This window comes from Janthinobacterium paucivorans, from assembly GCF_051380805.1.
GTDB classification, from domain to species: Bacteria; Pseudomonadota; Gammaproteobacteria; order Burkholderiales; family Burkholderiaceae_D; genus Janthinobacterium; species Janthinobacterium lividum_D.
In genome coordinates this window covers 14,978-39,056 of the sequence record NZ_JBNYXR010000013.1, presented here as the reverse complement: position 1 = coordinate 39,056, position 24,079 = coordinate 14,978, and the positions used below count along the sequence as shown (strand labels likewise).

The 24,079-nt window shown below is 59.4% G+C and carries 20 protein-coding genes; 9 read left to right on the top strand and 11 right to left on the bottom strand.

The window, feature by feature from the left end; translation table 11 throughout:
- Window position 1: 1 nt before the first annotated feature.
- The 4 genes from ACQ4V8_RS15875 to ACQ4V8_RS15860 all read right to left on the bottom strand — a co-directional run bounded on the left by ACQ4V8_RS15875 (window position 2) and on the right by ACQ4V8_RS15860 (window position 3,503).
- Window positions 2-661: a cupin domain-containing protein gene (locus ACQ4V8_RS15875; RefSeq protein WP_070346910.1), complete on the bottom strand. Its 660-nt coding sequence runs from the start codon at window positions 659-661 to the stop codon at window positions 2-4.
- The gene (locus ACQ4V8_RS15870) at window positions 655-1,773 is read right to left on the bottom strand and encodes a flavin monoamine oxidase family protein (RefSeq protein ID WP_436571803.1); all 1,119 of its coding nucleotides are present in this window, start codon (window positions 1,771-1,773) and stop codon (window positions 655-657) included. The genes ACQ4V8_RS15875 and ACQ4V8_RS15870 overlap by 7 nt, the downstream gene beginning before the upstream one ends.
- A gap of 285 nt (window positions 1,774-2,058) precedes the next feature.
- Window positions 2,059-2,760: a type 1 glutamine amidotransferase domain-containing protein gene (locus ACQ4V8_RS15865; RefSeq protein ID WP_436571802.1), complete on the bottom strand. Its 702-nt coding sequence runs from the start codon at window positions 2,758-2,760 to the stop codon at window positions 2,059-2,061.
- Window positions 2,761-2,918: 158 nt separating this feature from the next.
- The gene (locus ACQ4V8_RS15860; RefSeq protein WP_010398216.1) at window positions 2,919-3,503 is read right to left on the bottom strand and encodes a TetR/AcrR family transcriptional regulator; all 585 of its coding nucleotides are present in this window, start codon (window positions 3,501-3,503) and stop codon (window positions 2,919-2,921) included.
- Between the two features lie 499 nt (window positions 3,504-4,002).
- Between ACQ4V8_RS15860 and ACQ4V8_RS15855 the strand changes: the two genes are divergently transcribed.
- Window positions 4,003-5,205 (top strand): HD-GYP domain-containing protein, encoded by a 1,203-nt coding sequence (locus ACQ4V8_RS15855; protein WP_436571801.1) that lies wholly within the window; start codon window positions 4,003-4,005, stop codon window positions 5,203-5,205.
- 137 nt (window positions 5,206-5,342) lie between these two features.
- Here the strand turns inward: ACQ4V8_RS15855 and ACQ4V8_RS15850 are convergent, their stop codons facing one another.
- The 3 genes from ACQ4V8_RS15850 to ACQ4V8_RS15840 form a co-directional block, all read right to left on the bottom strand.
- Window positions 5,343-5,738: a response regulator transcription factor gene (locus ACQ4V8_RS15850; RefSeq protein ID WP_436571800.1), complete on the bottom strand. Its 396-nt coding sequence runs from the start codon at window positions 5,736-5,738 to the stop codon at window positions 5,343-5,345.
- A gap of 3 nt (window positions 5,739-5,741) precedes the next feature.
- Window positions 5,742-8,201: a hybrid sensor histidine kinase/response regulator gene (locus ACQ4V8_RS15845; protein WP_436571799.1), complete on the bottom strand. Its 2,460-nt coding sequence runs from the start codon at window positions 8,199-8,201 to the stop codon at window positions 5,742-5,744.
- Window positions 8,202-8,585: 384 nt separating this feature from the next.
- On the bottom strand, window positions 8,586-9,608 hold the full coding sequence (locus ACQ4V8_RS15840; protein ID WP_436571798.1) for a DNA-binding protein: 1,023 nt from the start codon (window positions 9,606-9,608) through the stop codon (window positions 8,586-8,588).
- A 221-nt stretch (window positions 9,609-9,829) separates the two neighbouring features.
- On the opposite strand from ACQ4V8_RS15840, the gene ACQ4V8_RS15835 reads away from it, so the two are divergent.
- The gene (locus ACQ4V8_RS15835; RefSeq protein WP_261981051.1) at window positions 9,830-10,849 is read left to right on the top strand and encodes a tyrosine-type recombinase/integrase; all 1,020 of its coding nucleotides are present in this window, start codon (window positions 9,830-9,832) and stop codon (window positions 10,847-10,849) included.
- Between the two features lie 354 nt (window positions 10,850-11,203).
- Here ACQ4V8_RS15835 and ACQ4V8_RS15830 read toward each other — a convergent pair whose 3' ends face one another.
- Entirely contained in the window at window positions 11,204-12,094 is an 891-nt protein-coding gene (locus tag ACQ4V8_RS15830) for a LysR family transcriptional regulator (protein WP_010398233.1), read from the bottom strand.
- A gap of 98 nt (window positions 12,095-12,192) precedes the next feature.
- On the opposite strand from ACQ4V8_RS15830, the gene ACQ4V8_RS15825 reads away from it, so the two are divergent.
- The 5 genes from ACQ4V8_RS15825 (at window position 12,193) to ACQ4V8_RS15805 (ending at window position 19,533) form a co-directional block, all read left to right on the top strand.
- Window positions 12,193-13,758, top strand: a complete 1,566-nt coding sequence (locus ACQ4V8_RS15825; protein WP_196855738.1) for an NADH-quinone oxidoreductase subunit L — start codon at window positions 12,193-12,195, stop codon at window positions 13,756-13,758.
- Window positions 13,759-13,779: 21 nt separating this feature from the next.
- On the top strand, window positions 13,780-16,332 hold the full coding sequence (locus ACQ4V8_RS15820) for a YbcC family protein (protein ID WP_436571797.1): 2,553 nt from the start codon (window positions 13,780-13,782) through the stop codon (window positions 16,330-16,332).
- A complete protein-coding gene (locus ACQ4V8_RS15815; protein ID WP_436571796.1) occupies window positions 16,329-17,183 on the top strand; it encodes a DUF6671 family protein in 855 nt (284 codons plus the stop codon). Before ACQ4V8_RS15820 ends, ACQ4V8_RS15815 begins: the two co-directional genes overlap by 4 nt.
- Before the next feature lie 45 nt (window positions 17,184-17,228).
- Window positions 17,229-17,387, top strand: a complete 159-nt coding sequence (locus ACQ4V8_RS15810; RefSeq protein WP_196855736.1) for a hypothetical protein — start codon at window positions 17,229-17,231, stop codon at window positions 17,385-17,387.
- Between the two features lie 475 nt (window positions 17,388-17,862).
- Entirely contained in the window at window positions 17,863-19,533 is a 1,671-nt protein-coding gene (locus tag ACQ4V8_RS15805; protein ID WP_436571795.1) for a methyl-accepting chemotaxis protein, read from the top strand.
- A gap of 127 nt (window positions 19,534-19,660) precedes the next feature.
- Here ACQ4V8_RS15805 and ACQ4V8_RS15800 read toward each other — a convergent pair whose 3' ends face one another.
- The 3 genes from ACQ4V8_RS15800 to ACQ4V8_RS15790 all read right to left on the bottom strand — a co-directional run bounded on the left by ACQ4V8_RS15800 (window position 19,661) and on the right by ACQ4V8_RS15790 (window position 21,726).
- On the bottom strand, window positions 19,661-20,113 hold the full coding sequence (locus ACQ4V8_RS15800; protein ID WP_010398249.1) for a PaaI family thioesterase: 453 nt from the start codon (window positions 20,111-20,113) through the stop codon (window positions 19,661-19,663).
- A 44-nt stretch (window positions 20,114-20,157) separates the two neighbouring features.
- Window positions 20,158-20,670, bottom strand: coding sequence for a MarR family winged helix-turn-helix transcriptional regulator (locus tag ACQ4V8_RS15795; RefSeq protein ID WP_222838452.1), 513 nt, complete (start codon window positions 20,668-20,670; stop codon window positions 20,158-20,160).
- Between the two features lie 171 nt (window positions 20,671-20,841).
- Window positions 20,842-21,726: a LysR family transcriptional regulator gene (locus tag ACQ4V8_RS15790; RefSeq protein ID WP_043461937.1), complete on the bottom strand. Its 885-nt coding sequence runs from the start codon at window positions 21,724-21,726 to the stop codon at window positions 20,842-20,844.
- Window positions 21,727-21,823: 97 nt separating this feature from the next.
- Between ACQ4V8_RS15790 and ACQ4V8_RS15785 the strand changes: the two genes are divergently transcribed.
- Window positions 21,824-22,408 (top strand): GNAT family N-acetyltransferase, encoded by a 585-nt coding sequence (locus ACQ4V8_RS15785; RefSeq protein ID WP_196855733.1) that lies wholly within the window; start codon window positions 21,824-21,826, stop codon window positions 22,406-22,408.
- Between the two features lie 109 nt (window positions 22,409-22,517).
- Window positions 22,518-24,005: an MFS transporter gene (locus ACQ4V8_RS15780; RefSeq protein WP_436571794.1), complete on the top strand. Its 1,488-nt coding sequence runs from the start codon at window positions 22,518-22,520 to the stop codon at window positions 24,003-24,005.
- The last annotated feature ends 74 nt before the right edge of the window (window positions 24,006-24,079 follow it).

The window sequence follows — 24,079 nt, the reverse complement described above, 5'->3', positions numbered from 1 at the left end:
TTTAGGTCTTCGTCAAATGGCGTTTCACCCAAAGCGTCGCCGTCTCGGAGACGATGCGCGCATCGAGGCGGGCGCCCGCCGGCAGGCGCAACCAGCTCCAGGCGCGCAAGGTGTCTGCGCCTTCTCGCACCTGGCCTTGCAACACCAGCAGTTCTGCGCCATAGGGGAAAGTTTCTTGCCATGTCTGGCCGCCTTGCCAATATTGTGCAGTGACGCTTTCACGTGCATCGTGGTGCAAATCTTGCACCAACACCCCGGGACGCTGGGCATCGCCGTGCTGCGGTGCACGGCCCAGGTCAACTTCGACGAACTGGCGGTCATGGGCATGGAATTGGCGCAGCTTGACAAAAATGACGGTACCAGCTTGCGAGCCCGGCGTGTGCCGACTGCCCGGTGGATTGCGCACGTAGCGGCCCACCGGGTGATCGCCCATTTCGTCTTGAAACACGCCATCGAGCACCAGATACTCCTCGCCCATGTCGTGCGTATGTGCTGGGAACATCGAGCCCTTGGCGTAGCGCACGATGCTGGTGGCCTGCGCCACCTCGTCGCCTATGCGCGCCAGCATGCGCCGCTCGACGCCCGCTTGCGGTGACGCCACCCACGGCAAATCCTGGGCATGCACCAAGGCACGGATGGTGTGGTCGGCATGGATCAGCATAAGGCCTGCCCACGCCATTCCTGCACCACCATTTCGGCAGAGCGCGCCGCGCCTTCGAGGTAACCATTGAAGTCGTCGGCAAATTCCGAGCCGCCCAGATACACCAGCGCGTCCCACGGCGCCGGCAGCTTTCTCGGCGGCTGGGTCGGGTGGCTGTTGACCGGCAAGGCATCAGCAGGCGTCGCGGTGTGCGGGTCCTGCGCCCAATCTTTGAGATGCACCCATTCTGGCGCAGTTGCTTCTGGCCCGAACAATCGGCCCAGTTGTTGCAAGCTGCGCTGAACCAACTCGGCCTCACCCATTTTGGCGCGCCATGACGCAGACACTCCCACAAAACCAAAGAGTGCAGCCGATAGGCCTGAGGCATCGCTGGCATCGTGGATTTCCACCAAGGGCCCGGCCTTGCTGGCAGCGTCGCCCGACAAGCCCGCCTCGCGCCAGAACGGCGTTTTATAGGAGGCCACCAATTTTGCTTGCCCCGCCATCCACGTGGGCGAGCGCTGCCACTGCGCAGTCAAGCTCGCGGGCAGCTCTGGCTCCCAGCGGATGCGTTCGGCCAAGAGGCGCGGCGGCAAGGTGATGATTGCCGCAGACCCGCGCCACTGCTGTTGGCCCTGCGGGCCGTCGACGACGACGCTCACCGCGTTGTCAGGCGCATGGCGTATCAGCGTGACCTGTGCGTTGAACAACATCTGCGTGCGTTCCAGCCGCGCCGACAGCGCATTCAAGAGCGCCGCCGCGCCCCCTTCCCAGCGCTGGGACGACGGTACTTGCACGTAAGTCGTTTCTTGGCGCAGCACAGCGTGGTTTTGCATTTCCATGACGGCTGCCCCGTGCTGGTGTTGCGCAAACAGCTTCAAACCCAGCGTAGCGCTCCAGTGGCTGAGTCGTTCATTGATCTCGGGCCATACCCAACTGGGGCCCAGGTCGACAAACGGTGCGCCGGTGTGGGCGGCATCGCTGAGCACGCGCCCGCCGATGCGCTCGCGCGACTCGATCAGCAGCACCGATTGTCCCTGTTGCTCCAGCAAGTACGCACTGAGCAAGCCAGCCAGGCCCGCGCCGATGACAATCACGGCATCTGGCGGGGCACGAAAAGAAGTGTCCATCATAGGGGGTAGAACCTTTACGGGTTAAATAACTGCCGCCCTGGGGGCGCAGGTCAAGCTCTTGCATCCGGGTGCTTGGGGGGTGTTCAAAAATTGCCAGTAGCGCTGGACCACGTCACTTGGGAGCATACTACGCTGCCGGCGGCGATCAGCATGCTTTTCACTTGCATGGTGTGTTCTCGTTTGAGCGAGCACTGGCGAACGTGTCGCCACTGGTGAAGAGAGATGGCGCCTTAGACCCGTTCAACACGCTTTTATGGACGCACCGAACGGGGCAGACTTGCTCGATCAGCTTTGGAGTCGCAAGGCCAGGGCTTCGGCCAGAGGCGGCGCCGAGGCCGGGCTTTGGCCCGTCATCAAAGCACCATCGACGACGACGTTGGCTTCCCAGTTGGCTTTGCTCTGGTACTTTGCGCCACGGCCTTTAAGCTCGTCTTCCAACGAGAACAACAGGTGTTTGAGCAACTCAATTTCAGTGTCTTCGTCATTTTTGAAGCCGGTCAAATTGACGCCCTTCACCAAATACTCGCCGTTGGGCAGTCTCACATCGCGCAAAATGGCCGGGGCGTGGCACACCATCGCGATGGGGCGATTGCTGGTGTAAAAATCCTCGATCAATTTGATCACGTGTGCATCGTGGGCCAAATCCCACAGCAAACCGTAGCCGCCTGGGAAAAAGACCGCGTCGAAGGTGTCGTAGTTGATGTTGCGCAATTTGCGTGTTGCTTTGGCCGCGTGTTGCGCCACCTCGTCGGCCATAAAGCGTTGGGTGTATTCGGTGGTGAACGGCGCTTTCATGCTCAACCAGTCAATTGGCGCCTCGCCACCGTGAGGTGAAGCGAGCACCACCTCGTAGCCCGCTTCGGTCAAGATGTAATAGGGCGCAGCCAACTCGGTAAACCAAGTGCCCGTGTGTTTGCCGCTGATGCCCATTTCGTCCACCGACGACATGACCAATAAAACGCGCTTTTGTTTATTAGCTGTGCTCATGAAAAACTCCTCTGCCGCAATGGCATTTCGATATCAAAAAATAGATGCGTGTACCAGTACTCGCCCCCTGCTTTTGCAACACTGGCTGAAAGACTTCAGCCAGTGTTACCCTTTCGCATTGCCTACCTACTAAATGGTAGGCAATGCGTTTAAAAAAATTACACAATCAAGCTGGAAAGAAACACATCGCTTATGCGGCGTGGCCCCAGCGGAGACTTCAGGCTGCGCCCGACCAACATGGCCCCTTCAAGCAGCGATAGCAAGGTTTCCGCCAACACTGGGGCGCCCTGTGCGCTCTTCAGGCTGCCACTTGCCAAGCCATCCTGTATCACATCCGTGAGCCATGCCACATTGAGCTGAAAGAAATGCCGCACTTCCAGGTTCACTGCAGCGTCCAGTGAATTCGATTCCGCCCCCAGCATGCCGCAAACGCACAGGTGATGATCATTCATGAAGGTCGTTTCAAATAGATCCGCGTAGGCTTGCAGCCGTTGCGGTGCCGGTTTGACTGCCGTGAGAATCTGGCGCAAGGCGCCGTCAAATTGGTGGGTGTAACGCTGAGCCACCGTCACGCCCAAATCCACTTTGGATGCAAAGTGATGATGAATGCTGGCCTTGCGCATGCCCACCAATTGGGAAATGTGCTCAAACGAGAACCCGTTATAACCGACTTGCTGAACCAACACTTGCGCCGCATCTGCGATGCGCTCAGCCGATGGGGAGAGTTCTTGTAATGTCGTCATGGTGTTTTCGCGCCTAATCTACTTACCTATCAGTTGGTAGGTAAGATTATGCCAGGAAAATATGCCGTGTCAAGGATTTTCCGATAAACAGCTATTTGCTCGCCAGGGCGCACAGGGCTAGTAGCAATTGTGAAACGGTTACTAGGGGTGGTGTGCACATCGCAAAAACATTCACCCAATTCCACTCCGGGGTGCACCCGCAGCAGTTATGCTTCGGGTGCCTCAGTAGCTTGCTGCTTTAGCGTGTACTAGCGCAAAAGCAGTGGCGCGGCGCGAGCAATGGCAGGATCGAGGAAATGTGAGCACGCTGCCGCCGCTGATTTACACCCAAGTCCAGCCGTAGAGACAAAACGATCTGGAGGCGTCGTCCGCTCCCCAGCAACTCAGAAACTTAACCTTAAGCATGATCCTGCTTAGCTATTGCAGGCAACATGCCCATCACATCGAAGACCGAGTTCCGCGCCGCGACTTAGCGGGCACGTAATCGCAGGAGCCAGGTATGACCCAGTTGAAAAAAATTAAAGTTGTCGAACTCAGGCTGGGAATGTTCCTGCACGGGTTTGACGGACCTTGGCTGAAGCACCCATTCTGGAGGTCCACGTTTCTGCTGACGCAAGCTGCCGACCTTCTGGCGGCGCAGCAATGTGGGCTAGATGAGTGCTGGATCGATACGGCGCGCAGCAAGCAAGAAGCGACAACGGACACAGAAAAGGGACAGGCGCTGCCACTCGCGGAGCCGCCCGGCACCGTGCAAGCGAACGTCGCGGTCAGCTTCGAGCAAGAATTATCGCGGGCGAGATTGATTTGCGGTCAGGCACGCGATGCCACAGCAGCCATGTTCAACGAAGCGCGCCTAGGCAAGGCCATCAATCCTGACTCATGCCTTCCGCTGATCGAAGAAATTACGCAGTCGGTTTCGAATAATTCCTACGCCCTGATTAGCCTCGTGCGTCTGAAAACGAATGATGACTACACGTATATGCATTCAGTGGCCGTCTGCGCGCTGATGGTGGCACTGGCAAAAAACCTGGGGATGGATGAAAACGGCTGCCGCGACGCCGGCCTTGCTGGCCTGCTGCATGACTTGGGCAAGGCTAGCTTGCCACTTGACGTGTTGAACAAACCAGGCAAGCTCAGCGCCGCCGAATACGACATGGTGAAGCGTCACCCGCAATACGGACATGATTTACTTGTGCAAAGCAAGCTCAGCAATGCAGCAGTGCTGGACGTCTGCTTGCATCACCATGAAAAAATCGACGGTAGCGGCTACCCCGAGGGATTGAAGGGGGATGACATTTCCTTGCTGTCACGCATGGGTGCCGTTTGCGATGTGTACGATGCCATCACATCGAACCGTGCTTATAAACCGGGTTGGGATCCAGCAGATTCGATCGCGCAAATGTTGTCTTGGCACGGACATTTTGACAAAAAAGTGCTGAACGCCTTTATCAAGACAGTCGGCATATACCCAAGTGGATCGCTGGTCAAATTACGTAGTGGAGCACTGGCCGTGGTCGTCGAACAAAATGCATCTGCGCTGACCAAACCGATCGTAAAAATATTTCTCTCAAGTAATTCCGGGGCGCGCATACCTATCGAGAAAATCGATCTATCGATTGCGGGAGAGCGTGAAGGTATCGTGGGACGTGAGCCCCGGGATAAATACGATGCGGCGCTCATCGATGCCTTATGGGCTGGATAAACTGCCGTTTGAATCAGCGTGGGCGGGGGAGGGCTTACGCAAGCCACAGCTGCCGCTATGCGCTTGCACGCAAAGCGAACAGGGGAGGGTAGACATCGAGCAGCAGGATCAGCGGCTGCGCGTCGACATGCCTGCGCTCACCCAATAAGGGCCCGCTCAAATTTAGTGGTGATGTCGAGAATTTTTTGCGTCGTGTAAGGTTTGATCACGAAGCCTTTTGCTCCTCCGCTGAGCGCTGCCAGAACACGGTCCAGTGAGCTGTCCGCGCTGACCATCACCATGAAAGCATTGCTGCCGACCGAACGTGCATGTTCAAGCACGGCCATGCCATCCATTTTCGGCATATGTATGTCGAGAAATACCAGTGCGGACCGATACTCCGGCAGCTCCAGCAGTTGGGCGGCCTGGCGGCCGTCGACAGCGAACGCGATGGAGTGGTAGCCGAAAGCACGCAGCGCCGATGCCAGCACTTCGCGCATCAAGGGTTCATCCTCGGCGATGATCACTGGCGTGGACAAGCGGATATTTTTCATGGTTTAACAATCCTTGCAATCGATAAGTTCTTCCAGCGCCCTCAGTTGTGCATATGCATCGCGAGCGGCGTCAGTATTGCCAGCCCTAGCTGCGCGCTCGATTGCTGCTGTCAACTGACTGAGGCCAGGATAGCCGAACGAGGCGCCGGTGCCGCGCAGCGTATGACAGAGTTCGGCTGCCGCATGCAGCGAATTTTGCCGCAAGTGTGCATCGAGTTGTTGCAGGCTTGCCGGTAAGGAGTCGATGAACGCGCGGCGAATGTCGGCGTAGCCAGGCAAATCTTCCAGGCCGCCAAGCGCTGCCGTGTTGATGTCCTGCACCAATAATTGAGACAAGCGGCGCGCCAGCACCTCGACGTCGATCGGCTTGCTGATGCTGCACGCAAAGCCAGCTTCCCTGTACGCCTCGATATCTTCCTGCATCACATTGGCGGTCAGCGCTACCAGGGGGCGACCATATCCGGCGCCCTGCAACACCGTGGCAGCTTGAACGCCATCCATCACGGGCATCTGTATGTCCATCAATACCAGGTCGAACTGGCCGGTGAGCGCTGCCTGCACTGCCTGTGCACCGTCTTCAACGACCTCGACCGTCAATCCCAGCCGGTGCAGCAGCGACACGATCAGCAGGCGGTTATCGGGGCCGTCCTCGGCCAGCAGTACGTGACCGGACAACAGCATGTCGTGCGCCATTTCGCGCGCCGCATTAAGTGTCGCAGGTGCGCTATCGACCCAACCGGCTTGCTCCACCATGGGCGCATGGATCTCTAGCTCGAACACTGCGCCTTGCTGGAGCTTGCTGCGCACTTGCACAGCACCTTTCATCTTGGTTGCCAGTTGGTGCACCAGATGCAGTCCCAGGCCGGTACCGCCGTATTTTCGCGCGGTACTACTGTCGGCCTGGCTGAACGGCTTAAACAGCATTGTCAACTGATCGTCCGACATGCCGATGCCGCTATCGCGCACGCGCAACTTCAGGCGCTGTTGCTCGCTGTTGTACTCAAGTTCGAGCGCCACCGCACCAAGTTCCGTAAACTTGACGGCATTGCTAGTCAAGTTGAACAGTATCTGCTTCCAGCGTGTGGGGTCGCCCATGACCTGCGCGGGAAACGGATAAGCGACATGCAGGCTGAAACCGATGCCTTTGCTGGCTGCTTGTGCCGCCATCATCGTTTCTACGCCGCTGGCGACATCGACGGGGGAAAATGGCAAGTACTCAAGATGCATGCGGCCCGCTTCTATTTTGGAAATATCGAGTATGCCGTTGATAATGTCGAGCAAGTGGCGACCATTTCGCACGATGATGGACCCGGCATCGCTGGCCGGGCCGCTGATGACGGTGCGCTGAATAATTTCGGCAAAGCCGATGATCGCGGTCAAGGGCGTGCGAATTTCATGGCTCATCATCGCCAAGAATTCGGATTTCGCCGTGCTGGCCGCCTCGGCTTCGGCTTGCAAGGCGCGCGTCCTGTCCAGGTCCCGCTCGCGGCATTTCAGGGAGCGTATCAGTACCATGAACGCCGCCAGCATGGCGCAGGCGCTGATCCCGCCTACCAGCGACAGCGCTAGCGAGAATCTGCGCCATTGCGCCAGATAAAGCTGGTCGGTCACGGTGACGTTAATAATGAGGGGGAAATTGTCGATCAGCCGCGCTGCGCCCAGGCGCGAGACGCGCTCGCCGCCTTGCGAAAAGCGCGGGCCTTCGATTTGCACGACGCCGTGCAATTTCTTTAGGCCATCGATCACTTTGAAGCTGCTGCCGCTCGGGTTCAGCTCGGCCATCAGTTTGTCGTCATGTGGCCAGCGCGCCAGCACCATGTAGTCGCGGCGGTACAAGGTTACTGTCGCGTCGGCGCCCAGATTGATCTTGTTGTAAAAATCGCTAAGGAAAGTGCTCGAGAAACCGACCAGCGCAAGGCCGAGAAACTCGCCTTTGGGGCCCGTCAGGCGGCGGCTCAAGTAAAACGTCCATTGACCGTTGCCCTTGTTGCGCACTGGTCGTGATACGTGAATGCCCAGATTCGGCTGCTGTAAATGCGCCTGAAAATAATCGCGGTCCGCCAGATTGATCGATGGCGCCGGATGTGATCGCGTGAAGTTGATGACGTCGCCATTCGCCGCGACGATGGTAGCCACGTCCACCTGTGGCAATCCCTGCGTCTTGTCGCGCATGCTGGCGAACTGCGCCGCAGTACCCATCTTGAGGCGTAATTGATCGTCCGTCGTCGCGCCGCTGACGGTGACGCCTTCGGCGATGCTGTTCAACACCAGAATCGCCGATCTGACCTCCTGCGCCGTTTGCTCGGCCAGGAGCAGCGACAAATTATCGAGCTGCGTACTCCATTCCTTGGCCGATTGCTCGCGCGCAATGAGCACGGCGGAACCGACCGTTGCGGCGATAGCGAAGACCAGGAAGCCAGCGAGCAAGCTTGCAATTTTGCTGGATCGAAAATTGCTCGTCATGGTTGCTCTCCTGCGGCCACTATAGCACGCCGATCGTCTTTCCACCGGGCAATATTTTAGTCAACAATCAAAAAATGCTCACCTTCATATAATGGCCATACGATGCGTCGCAGATCATCGCGGCGCGCGCATGCAATGCAGGTCAGCGCGGATGCCAGCGAGTTGGCGCTGTTTTAATTGCAGATCGCTACAGCCAGGCTGCCACTGAGCGCGCCAGCATGGACAAGCTTTGACGACATATTCAAGGCTTGCGGTTGATGCAGCCAACTGCGCAGACGCGTGCCCTGCGGCCCCATGTGGCAGGCGAAACAATGGAGCAAGGCTTGAAGGCTGGCGCAGCGCGTCACGCAGGCACGCTCGCCAGGCCCGAGCATGTCGCCAAGTTCAAACAGTGCGTTGCTGCTTGTTGTCGAGCAATAGCGCCAGGTGCGCCGCCATGCCGGCGTTGTCGCGCAGCAAACCGTCGCGCTCCTGCGCCAGGCTTGCTGCCTTCTGCTGCGCCACCTGGGCATTGTCCGCCAGCATGTCGAGCTGGCGTTCTTGCGCGCTCAGCGCCACCTTGGCATCGCTGAGCGCCTGCAAGGCCGTGTCCAGCTTGGCCAACAGGGCGTCGGCCGATGCAGCCGCCTGCAGATACTGAAATTCAAACTGGTCGCGCTCGGGCCGCACGGTAGCCAGGGCGGCGCGGTCGGCAGCCGCTTCGCCCGTCAGGCGCGTCTGCTCCACCTGCAGCTGCGCCAAGCGCATGTCTTGCTGCACCAGCGTCGCTTGCTGGCCTTGCAAACGCTGTTGCAACTGCGCGTTTTCCTGTTCCAGCCGGCTGATTCGTTGCTGCGCCTGGGTCCGATCTTCACTGCGTTGGGTCGCCGCCGCTTCCTGATAATGATCGAACTGCGCGCGCACCTGGGCCAGTTGACGGTTCAAAGCGGCGATTTCCTCGCTCCGGTCGGCCAGGCGCTGCGTCAGGCCGGCGTTGTCGCTGTGCAGGGTGGCCAGGGTGACGGCGCGAAAATGGTGTTCTTCCTTCAGTTGCGCCAGCGCTTGTTGAGTGGCGCGCAATTCCTGGGTGAGCGCGGCGCGCACCTCGGTCAGTGTCAACCGTTGCGCTTCCGTCTTCTTGAGTTTTTCCAGTGCCGCCTCGAGCTCGGCGCGGTTCTGCTGCATGCCCGTTTCCAGCTGCTGCGCCACGTCGCGCTGCTGCTTGTCGTACACGCCACGCATCGCCTGCATCAGTTCGGCCGGCAAGCCGGCCTCCGTTTTCACGGCGCCCGCACCCTGGAACTCTTCCTTCCAGCGCTTGAGCAGGGGAGCGATGGTGCTCTTGCTGCCAGTGCTGCCCAGTGCTTCACGCACGCTGTCGACCGTGGGATTGCGACCATCGGCAGCGACGATTTGGGCTGCTTTCATAACATCAGAGTACAGAATGCCGGTGCGGGCCATAAAACCACCTATGAGCGAAATTTAGTAACGTATTACATGATACGTAATACGGTGTAATATTACGACTTAAATTTTCATATTTTTTGAAAAATATAAGTCGCTATAAGATCGCTTATCGCGTGTTATGGCCGTGTTTTACATGCTATTCTGTGGCTCCCCCAGTACAAAACCGCGATTTCACTGCCGCCATGCCTGATTTACCCCTCTCTAAACGCCGTCCCGCCGTGCCGAAAAGCGCCAACATCCCGGCCCTGCCATTACGCGGCGCCTTGGTCGATGCCGAGTTGGCCGCGCGCCAGCAAGCTTTTCTCGCCGCCGCGACGTCCGATAACACGCGCCGCACCTACCGCTGCGCCATCCGCCACTTCCAGTGCTGGGGCGGCGCGCTGCCGGCCGACGAGTCCGCCGTCATCCGCTATCTGCTGGCCTACGCCGATAGCCTGAACGCGCGCACCCTGGCGCTGCGCTTGACAGCCCTGTCGCAATGGCATGTGTACCAAGGCTTTGGCGATCCTGCGTCCACACCCACCGTGCGCAAGACCTTAGCCGGCATCGCCCGCGTGCATGGCAAGCCGAAAAAGAAGGCCAAGGCCCTGCCTTTGGAAGATTTGGAAGTGATCGTCACGAGACTGGCGGCGCTGGGCGGCATCAAGGCCCTGCGTGACAGCGCCTTGCTGCAGCTGGGATTCTTTGGTGGTTTTCGGCGTAGCGAGTTGGTGGGGTTGACGCTGGAAGACATCAGCTGGGAGCCGCAGGGCATGGTCATTACACTGCCGCGCTCAAAAACGGACCAAGCAGGCGAGGGCATCGTCAAGGCCATTCCGTTTGGCGACGCCGTGTGCTGCCCGGCCACCGCCTTGCGCGCCTGGCTGGCGGCGGCGCACATCCGCTCCGGGCCACTGCTGCGCCCCGTCAACCAGTGGGGGCATGTGAGTGCGAAAGCGCTGCACGCGAGCAGCATCAACACATTGCTGGAAAACTGCGCGAGCTTGGCGCAACTCGATTACGTGCCGCAACTGTCCAGCCACAGTCTGCGCCGCGGCATGGCCACCAGCGCGTACCGGGCGGGCGCCGATTTCCAGGCCATCAAGCGCCAGGGCGGCTGGCGCCACGACGGCACCGTGCATGGCTATATCGAAGAGGCGAGCCGCTTCGAAGAGAATGCGGCCGGCAGTTTACTAAAGGCCAAGAAAAAACCGGCGACCTGACAGCGCGCGACCAGACCTGCCAGCGTACCGGCAACAAATACGCGAACAGGCCGCTAGATACGGCTAATGTCGCCGCCACGGCACGCCCAGCGTGTCCGGAGTGCCGCTAAATAATGGGTTTGCGGTGCAATGGAAGGCCAAAGCGGGTTCAGGGGGAGGGCTGAGCCGGAAGCTCGGAAAATTTTTCCATCCGGCTCCCGGGCTGGGCAGCCAAGCCCAGCCGGTTGGGGGTGTGCTGGAGCGTATGCGCCGCGCCTTTGCGCGATCAGCGCATGGCCGCTGTCGTTCAGGTGAAAATAGCGCGCCAGGCTTGGACAAGCTGCCATCGATAAGCTTGCCGCATTTGTCTAGCGATCAGGTGTCGGGCGCGCCAGCAAGCAACTGCTCAAGCACTTCAATACGGAGCCGACGCGATGTGGTGATGGCGTAGAAGCGCTCAAGCAAGGCTGTTGACTGGCCCACAACGACGAGAATGCCGGAACGCAGCTCATCTTGAACCACGACTTCGGGCAACAATGTCAGCCAGCCACTGTCGCGCGCAATCAGGCGCAGCATGGCCATGTCATCGACCTCGGCGCGTAGTCTGGGACTCACGCCTGCCGTGGCACATAGCGCGTCGAATTGGGCGCGCAAGACATGACGAGGACCTGGCAACGCAATATCCAAGCCATTGAGATCTTCCGGAATGCGCAGGCTTTGCGATGCCCAATTGCTCGCAGGACCGACCAGCGAGATCAACTGGCTGCCCAAAAAACGGCAGTGCAAACGGCGATCAGGATCAGCCGGCACGGTCTCATTGGCGAGCACCACATCTAACTGATGCTCTACCAGCCGAGTCAGCAGGCCCTCGAGCAGCCCGGACTCCAGTGTCAACACAACGGCGGGGTTTGTCAGCACGGGTCGAATCCAGTTTTCCTGATAATTGCGCGACAGCGTGGCCACGCTACCCACACGAAGGCGGGCAATCCCTGCTGAGCGGCCTTCCAAGCGTCCCAGCATTTCCTGGCCGAGACCGAAGATATTGTCGGCATACGCCTGCACAAGTTGCCCCGCGTCGGTCAGGATCAGCCGACGACCTTCGCGGATAAACAAGTGCTCGCCTATCCGGGCCTCCAACTGGCGAATCTGCGCCGAGACCGCTGATTGCGAGGTATGTAGCTCCTCGGCAGCCCGGGTCAGATGTCCGAGCTTGGCAACGCGCCAGAAATAAAATAGGTGATGAAAATTGAGTTGATTGAGTTTCATCGTTCTGTTTTGAGTATTTAATCGTTCTTATTAATCTATTTTACAGAAGTTTCTTTACAGAGCATCATCCTCGCAACAAATATAAGTAAGGCTATGCGATGGATATTACCCACGTTTTGTATTTAACTTGTGCCTTGGCACCGATCGCTTTGATGGCTGCGTTGGCCGGCTTGACGCGACTTGATTCGATCTCGATACCGCGACTGTGGCGCCTGTTTCAGCTGGTTTCGATTTCCGCGCTGGCATGCACCGGCATGTCGCTTCTGGTGGGCGCAAATGGCGCACCTTGGCCAGGCGTTGTGACAGCGACATCGTTGAGTCTGATTTTGGCTTTGCTGGTGCAGCTGCTTGGCACGGTCATCGCTGCGTTTTCCGCCCGTTATCTGGAGGGGGAGGTCGGCCAGCGACGCTATGTAGGCGTGCTGGCCACTGTGCTCGCTAGTGTCCACCTGCTCTTGATGGCCGATCACTGGCTCGTGCTCATCGCGGCCTGGGCATCCGTCGGCATCGCATTGCAGCATCTGCTGTGCTTCTACCCGGATCGCCCCTTCGCCCTGCTGGCGGCGCACAAAAAACGCATTGCCGATCGGCTAGCCGATGTGATGCTGCTTGGCGCCAGCGCGCTGGCATGGCTAGAGGTCGGCAGCGGTTCGCTCTCGGCTCTGTACTTGCATTTGGCAAAGCCGGGCCTGTCCGTATCCCTGCAAGTAAGCGCCGTCTTACTCGTGTTGGCCGTCATCCTTCGCACTGCCTTGCTGCCGGTGCATGGGTGGTTAATCCAGGTGATGGAAGCTCCCACCCCGGTCTCTGCACTGTTGCATGCTGGCGTGGTCAATCTTGGCGGCTTTGTGCTGATCCGCTTTGCGCCTATGCTCGAACAAGCCCCGCCAGCGCGTATGCTGCTGTTGGTATTCGGCCTGGCGACGACCGTACTGGCCGGTATGGTGATGCTGACACGCATCAGTATCAAGGTCCGCCTGGCCTGGTCAACCGTTGCCCAGATGGGTTTCATGTTGCTTGAGTGCGCGTTGGGCCTCTACACTCTGGCCGCTCTCCATCTGATTGGCCATTCACTCTACAAGGCCCATGCCTTCCTGTCGGCATCGAGCGCCGTGCGTCAGACCCGATTGCAGGTCTTGCGCGGTACGCCATCACCCAGTATCACCAGCCTGGTGCTGGCACCGGTGCTGACGATTTGCGCTGTCCTGTTGGTGCTGAAACTGGCAGGCCATGCATTCTGGCCTTGGTGGTGGAGCGTGGTGCTTGGCCTTGCCTGGGCTCCCTTGCTGTGCTTACCCGCTGTGCACACCGACTGGCAAGCACGCAGTGCGCAAGCTTTTTTCGGGTGCGTGATGGTCGTTGGCCTCACGCTGGCCACCACTGCAGGGCACGCGCTGCCTCTTGGCCTCCAGAATATTCCTCACCAAGGGCTCGGTTTGATCGCCTTGATCGGCATGGCGGCCTTGTATTTCTTTCAGGCGCTGCTGCAAGTGCGACCGCAATTGCTGGCTAACTGGCGTCGCTGGAGCTATGCGGGATTTTATCTGGACGAGGCCTACACGCGTCTGGCGCTCCACCTTTGGCCCACTCGCTGGATGCCCAGGGCCACCCCACAGTGTGCGCCAGAATCGGCCACATCGCCGCGCACCGATGCTGTGCGCTAAATTGCCAAACAGGACAATCTCATGACAGACATACTTGCCAACGACGCCGCGCCGGCTAAGGCGAACACCACGCAAGCCCTTGCCGATCTTGCGGCGCTACATGGCGCGATCGAGCACGCGTGCAGCCAGGCCTGCCACGCAATTGCACCCGCATGGCCGCTCGATAGGGCCATTGCTGTCAATCCACATTGGTCCCGTATCAACATGCCAGTGCGCCGAGTGGCCGCACGCATGGCCGTACTCGGCGGCATCAAGGTCTTTCCACCGCGAGAACAGCAACTGCGGGCGTGGCGCGAAGGGCGAATTTGCGCTGCCGATCTGGCGCTCGCTTTGCGCCGGTTGCCCGAGGCGCAGGCGACCGGGCTCGGGCCTGAGCAGTGCGCCCATGCGCTGCAAGCGAGCGCCCCGCCAGCGCAATTGCCCTTGCTCATTGATGTGCTCGACAACGATCCCAACCGCCATGCGCGGCTGTCCTGGCGCGAGGCCATCACGCACCAGGTGAGCCAAACCTGCGCCGCTTACTTCGATGTACATCAGGCCATTTGGCAGCCAGAGCGCACCCAGGGCTTGTACGGCTTTTGGCGAGACACCTTGCAACACGACCATGGAATCGGTTTGTTGATGGGCTTGCCGCGTTTGGGCAGTGCCGTCGGCGCCTTGCCGGCCACCGCCATTGAGGCAGAGCGCTGGGTGATGCAGCGCCTGGGTCTGCCGCAGGCAGTGTGGGCGGACTACCTTGAATCGGTGCTACTCACGGTCAACGGTTGGGCTTCATGGTGTGCCTACCTGGCCTGGCAGGCGCGATTGGAGCGGGGCACGGCCGACGCACACCTGCGTGAGCTGTTGGCAATTCGTTTAGCTTGGGGCGCACTGCTGTTGGAGTGCAAGGATGACGGCGCGACCGGGCAGGCGTTTGTCGCACTTCAGCAAGGCTGGAGCCAGGCCCCCTTACTGCTTGAGCAGGCCGAGCAGGCTTTTTTGATCGACGAAGTATGGCAATTGGCCCTGGAGCTTGCTTATCAGCGCAACCTGGCGCAGCAACTGGCCGTGGCAAGCAGCATAAGCCTGGTGCCGCAAGAGATTGAAGTCCAGGCGGCCTTTTGCATCGACGTCCGCAGCGAGCCACTGCGCCGCGCCCTGGAGACCGCATGGCCGGGCGTCCAGACGCTTGGCTTTGCCGGTTTTTTCGGTCTCCCAGTGGCTTACACGCCATTGTCGACGCAAGCCCGGCGACCGCAGTTGCCTGGCTTGCTAGCGCCTTCCATCGAGGCCGGTGATTGCATCATGAGCACAGACTCAGCCGAGCGCGCAGCCGACCCAGCACGGCAAAGCGCCGCCAGTCGCGAACGTCAAGTCCGATTCGCCATGGCAAGTCAATGGCAGGCTGCAAGCCGCTGGCCTGGGGCAGCGTTCTCTTTCGTCGAGGCGGCCGGTTTGGGCTATCTTGGCAAGCTAGGGACTTGGCTGCTGCCGAGTAAGCGTGGTCGCGCCAACGATGACCTGGCAGGACTGCCAGCGCGCTATCGCCCCATCTGTCGCCCGCAACTGCTGGGTGTAAACCTTGAAGCCAAAGTGACGCTTGCGGCGCGGGTACTTCACGCCATGGGTCTGGATCAAAACGTAGCGCCGATGGTGCTTCTCGTCGGGCACGGCAGTCAGTGCGCCAACAACGCCCACGCGGCCGCATTGGACTGTGGCGCCTGCTGCGGACAGAGTGGCGAAGTCAATGCGCGTAGCTTGACGCAATTGCTCAACGATCCAGCAGTGCGCCAAGGTTTGCAAGCGAAAGCGCTCAGCATTCCCGAATCGACCGTGTTCGTGGCAGCGCTGCATAACACCACCACCGATGAAATCGAGGGCTTTGACCTTGATCTGCTGCCCGAACATTCGCGCGCTCGCTGGGAGCGCCTGCAAGTGGTGTTTTCCCAGGCCTGCGATCAGGTACGCCGCGAGCGTGCGCCCAGCCTGCAACTAGACCCGCACGCACCGCATGATGCGCTGTTAGCTCAGCTGCGCCGCCGTGCCAACGACGGCGCGCAAACGCGACCAGAATGGGGGCTCGCGGGCAATGCGGCTTTTCTGATCGCACCCCGGCACAGAAGCCGCGGCGTTGTGATGGATGGACGCAGTTTCCTGCATGACTATGACGCCAGCCAAGATGGTGATGGAAGCGTACTGGAATTGCTGATGACCGCGCCCATGTTGGTCGCGCATTGGATCAACTGGCAATACCATGCATCTACCTGCGATCCGCTGCGGCTCGGCAGCGGCAATAAGTTGCTGCACAACGTGGTCGGTGGCAACCTCGGCGTCTTCGAGGGAAACGGCGGCGATCTGCGCATCGGGCTGTCCCGTCAGTCGCTCCATGACGGCCAACGCTGGGTGCACGAGCCCTTGCGGCTGACCGTGGTGATCGATGCGCCGCAGGCGGCCATTGACATGGTGATCGGCAAACATGCTGTGCTCCGGCAACTGCTCGACAACGGCTGGCTCCACCTATGGCGCTTCGCGCTCGCTCGCTTCGAGCGTTACGAACACGGAACATGGCTTCCATTGTGTCTGGAGGTCGAATGATGGCGCAGCCGTCCTGTTACAAAGGAAGCCGGGTGGCCCTGCTGACCCAGCATGGAAAGGAAGCTGTGATCGCACCTGTGCTTGAGCCTATCCTGGGTTGTTCGATCGAACTTGTTACTGGATTCGATACTGATCAGCTTGGCACCTTCACAAGGGAGACGCCACGGCACGGCACCCAACTGGAGGCGGCCAGGCGCAAGGCAAGAAAAGGGATGGAGCTTGCGCATGCTTTGCAGGGAATCGCCAGTGAAGGCAGCTTCGGTCCTGATCCCCATACGGGCATGTTTCCTTGGAATGTGGAGCTCGTGGTCTGGATCGATGAGCACCTGGGAATCGAAGTTGTCGGCATGGCCCAGGGTGCCGCGCCGAACGATCATATCCAGAGCGGCGACTGGCAGACAGTTACTGAGTTTGCCAAACGCGTCGGCTTCCCAGAGCACCATTTGGTGTTGCGCCCCGATGGGCAAAGCGATACGCGCATCTGCAAGGACATTGCCGATTGGACGCGACTCAAAACGTGCTTCGACAGGTGTGTTGCGCAATCACGTTGCGGCAAGGTGTTTGTCGAATTGGATTTGCGCGCCTTCGCCCATCCTCGCCGCATGAAATACATCGAACAGGCTGCCAGCGATCTTTTGCAGCGCCTGCAATCGACCTGCCCCGCATGCAGCGCCCCCGGTTTTTGGATCAGCGCACGGCAACCGGGACTGCCGTGCGCATCGTGTCGCTTGCCAACCCAAAGTTATCGCAGCGAAGTGTGGACGTGCCTGCGCTGTGAGCATAGGCGCATCGCTGAGCGGACAGACCGGTCAGCAGCTGACCCTGCGCATTGTGCTTACTGCAATCCTTAAGGCGCTGACAAACACTCTCTGACTGAGAAGTTACGTCGCAATGACTTGACATATGTCTTCAACGACACACAGCGGGCGCAGCTCCACGCCTTGCTTGTGTTCGCCCGCGAAAGCGACACGGTAATGGTGCGCAGCCGCGACGGTCCAGCGCGCAACGTGGACGATCTGCACCCGCTGGTGCAGACGTTGACCATGTGCCAGTGACTTAAGCGGGTTTGACGTTCCACGGCTGCTCAAAGCCCAATAAGGCCGACTGGAAGCGCACTACGCGCAGTGCAAGGCTGACTAGATGCCACAACATTGCCACTTCAGCCCTTGAGCGCGAAAAACTTAACTTGACGCAATAAAAACTAGTTTTTGGATTGATTTTTGTGATTTTTCGTGAGAAACTAAATACATCAAATAAAAAGAAAACAACAAATAAAACGAAATAGCCAAATAATATATCTCGTTTATAGTGCACCCATCCCCGTGCCTTTTGAAAGCGCCGCTGATTGCATAGCGCCTACCTGGCCCGCTACGCCTGTTCATTGCGCTAGTCCATTGAAATGTTGTTCACGCTGCACCGTGCATGGCGAGACTCGATCACCCGAGTGTCGTGAAGTTTTGACAACATATCTACGTTGATCTTCAAGCAGAGTGCGCAAGCAAGGTTCAAATCTGACATTAGGGGAATATTGTGAAGAATTTATCGGTACGCGCTCAGCTTGCAGTGGCCTTCGGTGGCTTGGTGATCTTATTGGCAGGCATTGCCATTTTTGCTATTTCCAGCATCTCGAATCAGGCTTCCGGCTTTGAAAAGTATGTCAATGGGGTGCGGGCGCGCGCTGACCTTGCGCATCTGGTGCTGGAATCCGTTGGCTTGCGCGCAGTCGCCGCAAGGAATCTTGTTATCGTCAGCTCGCCGGCAGACATGGACACTGAGAAGCAGTTGGTGTCCCAGGCGCATGCGGCTGTAGTGTCAAATTTGAATACACTCAAGCAGCTCGCGAAACAATCTTCTACGTCTGAAGAGGCGCGCGGCATGATAGGCAACATTGACAAGATAGAAAGCCAATATGCGCCCGTCGCCTTGGGTATCGTGGACCTTGCACTACAAGGCAAAAGGGATGAGGCGATTAGCAAAATAAATAAGGAATGCCGCCCCTTGTTAATGGCCTTGGTCTCCGCAATGGATGCTTATGGGAAATCAACAGCGCTGCGTTCAAGCGAGCTGATCAAGGAAGCAGAGGAAGACTTTAAGTCGGCAAGAAACAAGCTCATTTTTTTCAGCATCCTCGCCACCGTACTGGCCATTGCCGCTGGAGCGCTGATTTCGCGCCGTCTGCTGGCAGCATTGGGGGCGGAACCCTTAGTCTTGTGCGACGCCGTGAGCAAGGTGGCCAGTGGCGACTTGACCGCAGACCTCAAGGTCAAAGCCACCGACAGCACCAGCATCTTGGCTGCACTGCAGCGCATGCAGCTTTCGCTCGCCAAGGTAGTGGCGTCCGTGCGTCAGGATTCGGACACGGTGTTGACGGCAGCAGCAGAAATTTCAGCGGGAAATAACGACTTGTCTAACCGCACTGAGCAACAGGCCAGCGCACTGGAAGAGACGGCATCTTCGATGGAAGAACTGACATCGACTGTGAAACAAAATGCAGAACATGCACGCCAGGCCAACATGCTGGCAATCAATGCCTCCGATATCGCCACCAAAGGCGGTGCCGTCGTTAGCCAGGTGGTCGGCACGATGGACTCAATCAGCGAAGCATCGCGCCAAATTGTTGACATCATCAGTGTTATCGACGGAATCGCTTTTCAAACCAATATTCTTGCCCTCAATGCAGCGGTGGAGGCGGCCAGAGCCGGCGAGCAAGGACGTGGATTTGCCGTGGTCGCTTCGGAGGTGCGCGGCCTCGCACAGCGCAGCGCCAGTGCCGCCAAGGAAATCAAGGTATTGATAGACAATTCGGTTGAACGTGTTGATCTCGGCACCAAGCTCGCTAACGATGCCGGTGTCACCATGTCTGAGGTGGTGGGCAGCGTGAAACGCGTCACCGATGTGATTGCGCAGATCGTTAGCGCAAGCGAAGAGCAAACGACGGGCATCGAACAAATAAATCAGGCGATCAGTGCGATGGACAGTGTCACGCAGCAAAACGCCTCCCTGGTTGAAGAAGCTGCGGCTGCCGCCGAATCGCTGCGCGATCAAGCTGGAAATCTGGTGCAGACCGTCAGCCTATTCCAGATCGGCGTCCATGCTCAGCGCCACAGCGCAACGCCAGCGCACCCCCATTCGGCTAAATCGTCGGCAAGAGCATCTGCATCACTCCGTATTGCACTGTCCAATCTCGCGCCTTTAGCGTAAGGCGACAAGTGCCGTCCTGGCCAGGTCATGCAAGAGTGCTGCTGGCCTAAAGAGACTTTATCGGCGCATTCACCGGGCCTGAAACGGTCCGCCTGGCCTTGCGCATCGGCGCTGCGGCCAGTGCACATTATGCGCCGGCTTGCTCCCGCGGGCGGATGATCATGCAGGTGGCCGTCGCATGGGCGTATACCTTGCCGGCCTCGTCGCGGATCGTGCCTTCCGAAATGACCAGATTGCGCCCCGCATTGATGACCTTGCCTTCCGCGAAGACGGTCACGTTGAACGGCAGGGGACGGCACATCTTGATGTTCAGGTCTGTCGTGCCATAGCTTTCGCCAGCGGGCAAGACTGTGTGCGTGGCGCAACCGGTCACCGTGTCGAGCACGGTGGCGGCGAAACCGCCGTGCACGCCACCCATGGCATTGGTGTGGTTTTCATTCGCCGTCGCCGTGAAAATGACTTTGCCGTGCTCCACCGTGTGCGCATCCATGGGTATGGTCTTGGAAATGCCGGGCCGGGGAAACAAGCCTTGCGCGAAAGCTTGCATCAATTGCAAGCCGGTCATGTCGTTGGGGTGCATGGTAACTCCTGTGGGTAAGGGTAAGGGTAAGGGTAAGGGTAAGGTTAAATGTCTTGTTGGAAACGCAGGCGCGAGGCATGCAGCAGGAAGCGGGCGACGACGGCCAGCTCTGCTTCGCTGAAACCTGCTTGCAATTGAGTATTCAGGCTGTCGAGCAAGGGTAGGGCGGCGCGCAGTACGTCAGCGCCCTTGGGCGACAGGTGCAAGGCACCGGCGCGCGCATCAAGCGCACACTGGCCACGTATGATCAGGCCGTTCTCTTCCATGCGCGCCACCAGGCCCGTCACGGCCGAGTTTTTCAGTTGCAGCGCGCGGCCCAGATCCTTCAGTTGGCAGCCTTCCTCGCTCTTCAGGGCAAACAAGGCGACGACTTGCGTGCCGGAAAACCCCAGTTCACCGCTCAAGACGGCATCGGCCGAGCGAAACAAGTTCTGGCGCGCCAGGTTGAGCAGATTAAACAGGTGCGGCGAACGCTCTCCTAGCGGGCAGGCTACGGCATCGGGGAGGTCTGGCTGGGGCGAGGTATTGTTACGCATGCGCAGCATATTACTACGCATGCGTAATAAATCAAGCGCAGCAAGTTTTCAAGGTGTGGGTCGCTCTGGCATCGGGCAGTGTGCCAGTGTGCACAAGATTGCCGCCAGATACTCGGCGCGCGCGTCGGCTTGACGATACCGCCGATGCAGCCGATGGCCAGCGCCGCCCGATTGCGGCGCGGTGCGCGCATATCATCCCAGCCGTGGCCCATCGAGCAATAATTCTGCCAATCTGCTCGTCAGCCACAAACTCGTCTCGCTGAGCTTCTTGCCATGAATCGATAGGCGCCGCACGGGCAGGCGCGACAGGGCCAGCGCAGGGCAGGGTACTTCCTGCAGATATCCCTTGTAATTGTCGTAGTTGGCGATGTTGAGCGGCAAAATCGCCCAGCCCAGCTCGTCGGCGACCATTTCCGCAATGCTGTAAAAGCTGTCGGAAAACCAGACGGCGGGGCTGAAGGCGTGTTCGCGATTGAGCTCGGAATCCATGATCAGCTGGCGGTAGCGGGTCAGCTCGTTGCGGCTCACTTCCTGGCCATGCGCCATCGCGTGGCCTTTTGCCACGAACACGCCTTGCGCCACGCTGCCGATATGCTGCTGTTCGAGCACAGGCGAAATAGGGCCACGGTCGAAGTGGAAGGCCACGTCGGCTTGTTGCTGCTCCACGTATTGCGCCACTTCCGACGCGGTGGCGTTGAGCATCACCAGTTCCAGTGCCGGATAGCGCGCCGCCAACTCCTTGACCAACTTGCTGATGGCCAAGTAGGGCAGGGCTTCGTCGAGGGCCAGGGTCAGCTGGGCTTCCGGCGCCGCGCTCAACAGCTGGGCGCGCAGCTGCAAGCGCTCGGCCTGGCGCAACAGTTCGCACGCTTCCAGGTGCATCACCTTGCCCGCTTCCGTCAGCACGGCGCTGCGGCGCGAGCGGTCGAACAGTTCCACACCCAATTCCGCCTCCAGCAGACCAATCGAGGTACTGACCACCGATTGGGCACGCCCCAGCCGGCGTGCCGCGCCCGAGAAAGAACCGGCCGCGACGGACGCTTCAAAGTAGCGCATTTGTTCCAATGTCCATTGCATGGCTATCACCTATCTGTTTTTCAGATGGATTTTAACTTGAATGCCATTCAGGGGCGACATAAAATGTCTTTACCAATTCAACAACATGAGATCCGCCATGAAAAACGCCCAAGCCCATACCCCCGCCATCAGCTTCAACTGGTGTCACGACGCCAGCGCCGAAGATACCTTGTGCAAGTTATATCTTGACAACGTCAGCGCCGATTATATTTCCCATTCGGAACTGCAGGGCGAACGCGCCGACGCGCCTGGCAACTGGCGCGCTGACTTGCCTGAGGTGATACGCGGCGAAATCCGCGCCGCCCTGTCGCACGATTGGGCGCATGGCGATTCTACCCTGCTTGCCGTCGCCACTGCCGGCGACGCCATCGTCGGCATGGCCCTGGTCTCTATCGATACGCGCCAGCGCGCCTCGAAATCATTCGCCGCGCTCGATGACCTGGTCTTGCTGCCCTCCGTGCGCGGCAGCGGCATCGGCAGTCAGCTGGTGGAGTGGGTCGCCGACGAGCTGCGCAGCCACGGCATCGCCCGCTTGTTCCTCGAATGCGGCGCGCACAATTTGACGGCGCAAACATTTTTCCGGGGCCGTGGCTTCAAGCAAGTGTCCGTCGTCATGCTGCGCGAACTCGACGCTGGCACAGCGAGCGCCGCCGTGGATGACAAGGATGGCGACCGTGGCTGACGCCCGCCGCCCCCGACAAGGCCAGGCCCGTGGCAGCCTGGAACGTAAATATTTGCGCAGCACCAAATTCATCCAAACCGATAGTTGTTAAATAATACATGAGTTGTTTATGCATCCAATGAAAAAATGGCTGACGCTGGCCATCGTCTCCAGCGCCCTGTTCCTGATCGTGGTCGACATGACCGTGCTCTACACCGCCTTGCCCGCGCTGACGCGCGACTTGCAGGCCACATCCTCGCAAAAACTGTGGATCATCAACGTCTACGCGCTGGTCGTCTCCGCTCTGCTACCCGGCCTCGGCACGCTCGGCGACCGTTTGAGCCACAAGCCCGTTTTCCTTGCCGGCCTGGCCGTGTTTGGCACCGCCTCGCTGTGCGCCGCGTTTTCGCCCGCGCCCGAATGGCTGATCTTTGCCCGCGTGCTGTTGGCCATCGGTGCTGGCCTGATGATGCCGGCCACCCTGTCCATCATCCGCCTGACCTTTACGGACCACCGCGAGCGCTCGTTCGCCATCGGCGTGTGGGCGGCGATTGCCTCCGGTGGCGCCGCCTTCGGTCCCGTGCTCGGTGGTTTCCTGATGCAACACTATTGGTGGGGTTCCGTCTTCCTGATCAACGTGCCCATCGTCCTGCTGACCCTGGTGCTGGCCACCGTCGTCCTGCCGAAACGGGCTGGTAACCGCGACAAGCCGTGGGATCTGGCCGGTTCTTTGCAAATCATGATGGGCCTGCTCGGTGGCGTGTATGCGATCAAGGAGCTGGGCAAGTCGCAGCCTTCGTATGCGCTGGCTGCCGCCTCGTTCGCCGTGGGCGCCTTCTTCATGCTCAAATTTGTGCGCCGCCAAAAGCGGCAAGCCAAGCCGCTGATCGACTTCGCCCTGTTCCGCGAACTGCCGTTTTCCAGCGCCGTCGCTGCCGCCATGGTGGCCTCCGCAGCCCTGATCGGCATGGAACTGGCGCTGAGCCAGCACATGCAACTGGTGCGTGAATTGTCGCCGCTGGAAGCGGGCTTGCTGCTGTTGCCACTGCCGCTGGCCTCTGTGTTTGCGGGACCATTGACGGGCTTCATGCTGCCGCGCGCCGACAAGGCCATGGTACTGTGGGGTTCATTGTTGCTGTCCGGTATAGGCATGGCATTGTATCTGGTGCTGCATGACGCCGCCGTCTCGGCGCAAGTGGTCAGCCTGGTGACTCTGGGCCTGGGCTTGGGCGCCGTCATGACGGCCGCCTCCAGCGCCGTGATGCTCAACGTCGCTCCCCAGCAAGCCGGCATGGCTGCCTCGATCGAGGAAGTGTCGTACGAACTGGGCGCCGTGATCGGCGTGACGGTGCTGGGCACCATCCTGTCGGCCGTCTACAGCGCCACTTTGGTGATCCCGGAAAGCGCGGGCCTGTTGCCCAATGCCCATGACACGCTCGACGCGGCACTGCTGGCCGCCGAGCAATTGCCGGCCGAACTGGGCGTGCAAGTGTCGGCGCTGGCCCGTTCGGCCTTCGACAAGGCGTTTATTGTCGTGCTGGCCACGGCGTCGGGCATTTTGATAGTCTCGGCCATGGCGATTCGCCACCTGCATTTGCGGGTGCGTTGCGTGGCTTGATCGATCAGCGCTTGAGTCGCGGCGCCATCTTATTGCCACGCTCCAGCAGCTGCATGCCTGGTATGTTGCCCACG

Excerpts from the sequence above, each read along its gene's own strand:
- ACQ4V8_RS15875 (WP_070346910.1), bottom strand. The coding sequence starts at position 661 with ATGCTGATCCATGCCGACCACACCATCCGTGCCTTGGTGCATGCCCAG.
- ACQ4V8_RS15870 (WP_436571803.1), bottom strand. The coding sequence starts at position 1,773 with ATGATGGACACTTCTTTTCGTGCCCCGCCAGATGCCGTGATTGTCATC.
- ACQ4V8_RS15865 (WP_436571802.1), bottom strand. The coding sequence starts at position 2,760 with ATGAGCACAGCTAATAAACAAAAGCGCGTTTTATTGGTCATGTCGTCG.
- ACQ4V8_RS15860 (WP_010398216.1), bottom strand. The coding sequence starts at position 3,503 with ATGACGACATTACAAGAACTCTCCCCATCGGCTGAGCGCATCGCAGAT.
- ACQ4V8_RS15855 (WP_436571801.1), top strand. The coding sequence starts at position 4,003 with ATGACCCAGTTGAAAAAAATTAAAGTTGTCGAACTCAGGCTGGGAATG.
- ACQ4V8_RS15850 (WP_436571800.1), bottom strand. The coding sequence starts at position 5,738 with ATGAAAAATATCCGCTTGTCCACGCCAGTGATCATCGCCGAGGATGAA.
- ACQ4V8_RS15845 (WP_436571799.1), bottom strand. The coding sequence starts at position 8,201 with ATGACGAGCAATTTTCGATCCAGCAAAATTGCAAGCTTGCTCGCTGGC.
- ACQ4V8_RS15840 (WP_436571798.1), bottom strand. The coding sequence starts at position 9,608 with ATGAAAGCAGCCCAAATCGTCGCTGCCGATGGTCGCAATCCCACGGTC.
- ACQ4V8_RS15835 (WP_261981051.1), top strand. The coding sequence starts at position 9,830 with ATGCCTGATTTACCCCTCTCTAAACGCCGTCCCGCCGTGCCGAAAAGC.
- ACQ4V8_RS15830 (WP_010398233.1), bottom strand. The coding sequence starts at position 12,094 with ATGAAACTCAATCAACTCAATTTTCATCACCTATTTTATTTCTGGCGC.
- ACQ4V8_RS15825 (WP_196855738.1), top strand. The coding sequence starts at position 12,193 with ATGGATATTACCCACGTTTTGTATTTAACTTGTGCCTTGGCACCGATC.
- ACQ4V8_RS15820 (WP_436571797.1), top strand. The coding sequence starts at position 13,780 with ATGACAGACATACTTGCCAACGACGCCGCGCCGGCTAAGGCGAACACC.
- ACQ4V8_RS15815 (WP_436571796.1), top strand. The coding sequence starts at position 16,329 with ATGATGGCGCAGCCGTCCTGTTACAAAGGAAGCCGGGTGGCCCTGCTG.
- ACQ4V8_RS15800 (WP_010398249.1), bottom strand. The coding sequence starts at position 20,113 with ATGCACCCCAACGACATGACCGGCTTGCAATTGATGCAAGCTTTCGCG.
- ACQ4V8_RS15795 (WP_222838452.1), bottom strand. The coding sequence starts at position 20,670 with ATGCGTAGTAATATGCTGCGCATGCGTAACAATACCTCGCCCCAGCCA.
- ACQ4V8_RS15790 (WP_043461937.1), bottom strand. The coding sequence starts at position 21,726 with ATGCAATGGACATTGGAACAAATGCGCTACTTTGAAGCGTCCGTCGCG.
- ACQ4V8_RS15785 (WP_196855733.1), top strand. The coding sequence starts at position 21,824 with ATGAAAAACGCCCAAGCCCATACCCCCGCCATCAGCTTCAACTGGTGT.
- ACQ4V8_RS15780 (WP_436571794.1), top strand. The coding sequence starts at position 22,518 with ATGCATCCAATGAAAAAATGGCTGACGCTGGCCATCGTCTCCAGCGCC.